Consider the following 4,699-nt stretch of genomic DNA (forward strand, 5'->3'; position numbering starts at 1 on the left):
CGACCGATACCGGGATATCCGGTTAAAATTGACAGGCAGGGGCGTCCTATGGACGCCTTATGGAACTACATTTTCGAGTTTCTTAGGTTTAATGAGGCGGAGACTGAGCTCAGAAGCATTGCCGCTGTTTCCGGCTCCGCAGCGGCGGCGGATGCCCTGGATAAGGCACGGGAGTTTGTCCGTTTCTGCCGGGAAAACCGCGAGATCCTTAAGGAGTACCGGCGGCTGCTGGAGGACTGGCAGTTCTGTTCCGGCCTGGCCCGGGACAGGGACAGAAGTCCTACTGACAGCATTAGTGATGCGCCCTGGAAGTTTTTCTTCTGTTTTATTCTTCTGGGGCCGGTGCTGCTGGTCATGCTGCTCCGTCTGATGTGATAACATTGGGATAAAATCAAACTGTGATAATCGCTGATTAAACAGTTGTTTTTGCTGATTAAAAATGTTTTCGCATGCTCATGGCCTGCAAACTCATGGATTGATTTTGCGGCGGTGTTTTATGTCAGAAGCCGGCTGAAATGTCAAAAGCCATTGAGAGAGGATCAAGAACCACGATGATTAAGAATAACGGAACAGAGCCGGATTTTAATGAAGCCATGGCGAAAAGCCCCTGGGATTCCCGGATTTGCCAGAAGCTTCTGGATGAATACGCCAGACTGAAAATTTTTTATTTTGTGATGGTGTTTACCGCAGCGTTATGGATTCCGCTCCTGCTTCTGGGGCCCCTGATTGCCGCGCTGCTTATCAGAGCCGCCCGCCGGACCCGCGCTTATTTTATGGCTCTGAATCTTCCCCAAAGAGATGAATGCACCGAAACGATGCGCGGCTATGCGAAAGTGATTCTGGTGTTCAGCATTTTAATCGTCATTCCGGCGGTGTTAGCTGTTATTACCGCTCTCTCGGGGCCGGGCGATACTTCATCAACGCATAACATATGGTGGCTTTTCGCGTTTTTACCCTTTATCCCTTATGCGGCGATTCTGCCCATGAGCGGCACTTCCTTTGGCGAAGCTCATGATTCCCTGAAGGGTATTCAGGAATTTCTCGGGAAGAATGAGAGCAAGATCCGGGCGCTGGAAAAATTCGAGGCTGAACATGCCGCCGAGTTTTCTCTTTATGAAAGCCAGTGCCGGGAGCTTTCCCGGCTGAGAGCTTCGAACCCGGCGGCATTTTCCGGGTTCAAGAGCTTAAGGCATCTTGTTGCCGTTGGCCGCTTCGCTGAGGCGGAGAGGGAACTCACAGCCATTGCGGCAGCGGCCGGCGCCGGATCTCAGGCGGAAGATGCTCTGGAAAAGGCCCGGGCCTTTATCCGCACCGGCCGGGAGAACAGCGAGACGATAGCGAAGTACCTGAAACTGGTGGAGGAGTGGCGGTTTGGTTCCGGCCTTTTCCGGGGGAGTTTTGACAGCACCGGCGGCAAGCCCCAGGAAACTATGCTCTGGATGTTTTTGATGTTTGTTGTTCTTACGGAGCTCACCGTGTCCTTTATGATTCTCGGAGTGCTGTGCTGACAGCAGTTTTAAATAAAACTGTTAATTTTTGATAATTAAAGATTGTCCTTGCTGATTAAAATTGCTGTCCCTGCCGATTAAAACTGTTGCTGCAAACTCGTGTATTTTCGGCGGGGCTGATCTGAGGAAGAAGAGGGCGATCCTCCCGGTTCCCGGAAACTGCCTACTTTTTCAGGTTTGCCGAAAACACGGGCCGCCCCTCGTTGTCATGATTTTCCGGATCTTCCAGTTTTCGTTTACATCGGGGCGTTGCCGCAGCGGAAATATTAATATTTTTTTGAAAAAACATTGAGTTTTTACGATCTGAAAACCTATAATCAAGACTGATACGAATAAGGCGGATGCGGCGCAAGGCCGCTATACGATATCAGGAGGTTTTATGGATTCATGTTGCGATTTCGCCGCTCTGCCCGTCAGGGATGTTGCTCTTGCGGAAGAAAGCTTTGCGGCCGTTTCCCGGCTTGTTGATGAAGAGGGCGGCGTTCTTCTTCTGAAAAACGGTCAGCCCCGTTATGTCCTTCTGGCGGTTTCCGGCGCCCGCCCGGAAACCCCGGCGGAGGACGGGGCGGCGCTGGAGATCTCCCGGAAGCTTATAGAGCGGAACCGGCAGGCCTATACGGAGCTTTCCAAATGAAGATGTTAACCGCAGAGCAGGTTAAAGCCCTGCATGAACAGCTTTTTTCCGAAACCGCCGGCTCGGACGGGATCCGGGATAACGGCCTTCTGGAAGCGGCAGTACTGGCGCCTTTTCAGTCGTTCGGCGGCCGGGAGGTTTTTCCGGGAATCATGAAGAAGGCGGCCCGCCTGGGGTACGGTCTCATTAAGAACCATGCCTTCATTGACGGCAACAAAAGGATCGGCGTTCATGCCATGCTGGTGTTTCTGGATCTTAACGGCGTGGCGCTCAGCTACACTCAGGAGGAGCTTTACGACATTGTCATGAAGACTGCCGCCGGGGAAGCAGACGGAGATGATCTCCTCCGGTGGCTTTTGGATCATGAGGACTCTTCCTGCGCCCTCTGCGCCCCAGCCCCTTAGTCCTTCAGGAGCGGCGCTGTTTTTTCCTCAGGCTCAGGCGCCGCTTTTGCCGCGCCCGGAGTTTCCTGAGACTTTCCCTCATCCTGAGCCGGAACCTTTGCCGGAGGGCGGCTCCGGTTCATTTTCCGGTATTCTCCGGGCGTCATGCCATAGTATCTCAGGAACATCCGGCTGAAATAGGACTGATTGTCAAAGCCCGAGCTTGCAGCAATGGCAATAATCCGATCCCCGGTATCCCGGAGCATTTTCGCGGCCATGTTCAGCCGGTGCTCAATCAGGAATTCATTAAAGCTTTTCCCGGTGATCCTCTTAAACAGCTTCATGAAATGACTCTCCGAAAGACAGCAGACCCGGGCGGCGTCTTTAACGGAAATCTTCTGCTCATAGTGGTTTATCACGGCATCCACCGCCGGCTGGATTTTGGAGAATTCCACCCGGAATTCCCGGACGGCGCGGCCGGCCTTAAGGGCATGGGAGTTCAGTACCTGAAAAATCATGAACAGGCATCCCAGAACCCCCAGCTGAAAATCTCCGTAGCTGCGGTGGCGGTTTTCAATAAGCTCGCTGAGCCAGGGGAGGAGTCTTTGATTAAGCGGCGTCCCCCGGGGGATCTCTTCCGGAAAAACCGTCCTCCCGGAGATGATGTCCTGAATTCCGGCCAGGTTTGCCGGATCCAGAGCCGGATTTATCAGAAGCCCGGGATTGAACAGCACTGAAAAAAAATCCGCCGGGGATGTTCCCAGCTGTTCCACGCTGTGGGGATATTTGGCGTTGGCGATGAGAATGTCTCCCTCTTTGGCGGCGATTTTGCGGCTTGAGATGGTAAAAAGGGCGGATCCGCTTTTTATGAAGGTGATTTCGATTTCGTCATGCCAGTGAAACGGAAAGCTTCTGATGAGCCGGGGCACCAGAGAGTGATAGACGGAGAAGGCAAAGTTTTCCTTGCCGTGCTTTTTGCTTTCGTGGAGGAGCCTGGGAGGGTTCATGCCGTGGTCTCCGTAAAGCCCGGGATAACCAGGGCGGTAATCATTCCGGCTGAGAATAATAGGATTGTGTTAAATTGTAAAGAGCATCATGACAGATTTTCCGGAGAATTCCGCATAAACTTATTCAAGATACCGGCCGGAACCGGGGCTTTAAACTGCGGCGCAAGACCCGGAGAGCCGGATAGTGACAGGGAAATGAGGGATGCCGGAACGTTGGCTGATGGCAAAGATGCCGGCCCCGCCTGATTGCCGCATAACGGAGCAAAACCATGATGTACGAAGGAATCAGCCACAGATGCGGCTATAACGACTGCTACTGTCTTAACGAAGACGAACTCCGGGTGAATCTTCATGCGAATCACCGGGTGGTCACGGCGGTTATCTGCTGGGAGGATCCCTACATTAACGGGATTTCCGGCGCTTATTCCTGGGACGGCCGCCCGGAGGAGATGGAGCTCTCCCGGGAGCTTGCCTTTGAGAACATCTGGTCTGCCACTCTGAAACCTCCCTATAAGAGAGCGCAGTATTATTTTCTGCTGACCTTTGACGACGGGAGCTCCCGGGTTCTTCTGGAGGACGGGCTTTATGATCCTTCCTTTGTTAACCGTCAGGAAATGGCCCGGCACTTCTTTAAATTCGCCTGGATGAACGAGGCTGATATCTGCCGGACTCCCCGCTGGGCGGAGGACACCGTCTGGTATCAGATCTTTCCGGATCGCTTCAACAGAATTCCGGACGGCCGTCCCGGCAAATTCGAAGACTGGGACAAGCCCTTTGTTAAGAGTCATAAATGCCTGTACGGGGGCAATCTCCGGGGCGTCAGAGACAAGCTGGATTATCTTCAGGATCTGGGCATTACCGGCATCTACTTCAATCCGATTTTCCGGAGCCTCAGCAATCACCGCTATGACACCACCGATTACCGGGAGCTGGATCCGGTCTTCGGAACCAATGAGGAGTTCCGGGACTTTGTCCGGGAGGCTCATAACCGGGGCATCCGGATCATGATCGATGCGGTGTTCAATCATTCCGGCCCGGAGTTTTTTGCCTGGCAGGATGTGCTGGCCCGGGGCCGGGAATCCCGGTATTTTCACTCGTATTATGTCAATGATCCGGAGAGCCTTAAGAAGCAGGCGAACACCAAGGACGGCCGTTTCTATTCCTTTG

Annotated in this window: 6 protein-coding genes; 5 read left to right on the forward strand and 1 reads right to left on the reverse strand. The window is 53.3% G+C overall.

The window, feature by feature from the left end; translation table 11 throughout:
• The 4 genes from ACJROR_RS01890 to ACJROR_RS01905 all read left to right on the forward strand — a co-directional run.
• The coding region (locus ACJROR_RS01890) for a hypothetical protein (protein WP_406545619.1) at positions 1–375 on the forward strand (375 nt) is incomplete at its 5' end.
• Between the two features lie 176 nt (positions 376–551).
• On the forward strand, positions 552–1,508 hold the full coding sequence (locus ACJROR_RS01895; protein ID WP_406545620.1) for a hypothetical protein: 957 nt from the start codon (positions 552–554) through the stop codon (positions 1,506–1,508).
• A 379-nt stretch (positions 1,509–1,887) separates the two neighbouring features.
• Positions 1,888–2,142, forward strand: coding sequence for a type II toxin-antitoxin system Phd/YefM family antitoxin (locus ACJROR_RS01900; protein ID WP_406545621.1), 255 nt, complete (start codon positions 1,888–1,890; stop codon positions 2,140–2,142).
• Positions 2,139–2,546 carry a type II toxin-antitoxin system death-on-curing family toxin gene (locus ACJROR_RS01905; protein ID WP_406545622.1) on the forward strand — a complete coding sequence of 136 codons (408 nt, stop codon included), beginning with the start codon at positions 2,139–2,141 and terminating at the stop codon, positions 2,544–2,546. Before ACJROR_RS01900 ends, ACJROR_RS01905 begins: the two co-directional genes overlap by 4 nt.
• Here ACJROR_RS01905 and ACJROR_RS01910 read toward each other — a convergent pair.
• On the reverse strand, positions 2,543–3,532 hold the full coding sequence (locus tag ACJROR_RS01910; protein ID WP_406545623.1) for an AraC family transcriptional regulator: 990 nt from the start codon (positions 3,530–3,532) through the stop codon (positions 2,543–2,545). The genes ACJROR_RS01905 and ACJROR_RS01910 overlap by 4 nt on opposite strands.
• A gap of 269 nt (positions 3,533–3,801) precedes the next feature.
• Between ACJROR_RS01910 and ACJROR_RS01915 the strand changes: the two genes are divergently transcribed.
• The coding region (locus ACJROR_RS01915) for an alpha amylase N-terminal ig-like domain-containing protein (RefSeq protein ID WP_406545624.1) at positions 3,802–4,699 on the forward strand (898 nt) is incomplete at its 3' end.

This window comes from Succinimonas sp., from assembly GCF_045225735.1.
Taxonomy (GTDB): Bacteria; Pseudomonadota; Gammaproteobacteria; order Enterobacterales; family Succinivibrionaceae; genus Succinimonas.

Excerpts from the sequence above, each read along its gene's own strand:
- ACJROR_RS01895 (WP_406545620.1), top strand. The coding sequence starts at position 552 with ATGATTAAGAATAACGGAACAGAGCCGGATTTTAATGAAGCCATGGCG.
- ACJROR_RS01900 (WP_406545621.1), top strand. The coding sequence starts at position 1,888 with ATGGATTCATGTTGCGATTTCGCCGCTCTGCCCGTCAGGGATGTTGCT.
- ACJROR_RS01905 (WP_406545622.1), top strand. The coding sequence starts at position 2,139 with ATGAAGATGTTAACCGCAGAGCAGGTTAAAGCCCTGCATGAACAGCTT.
- ACJROR_RS01910 (WP_406545623.1), bottom strand. The coding sequence starts at position 3,532 with ATGAACCCTCCCAGGCTCCTCCACGAAAGCAAAAAGCACGGCAAGGAA.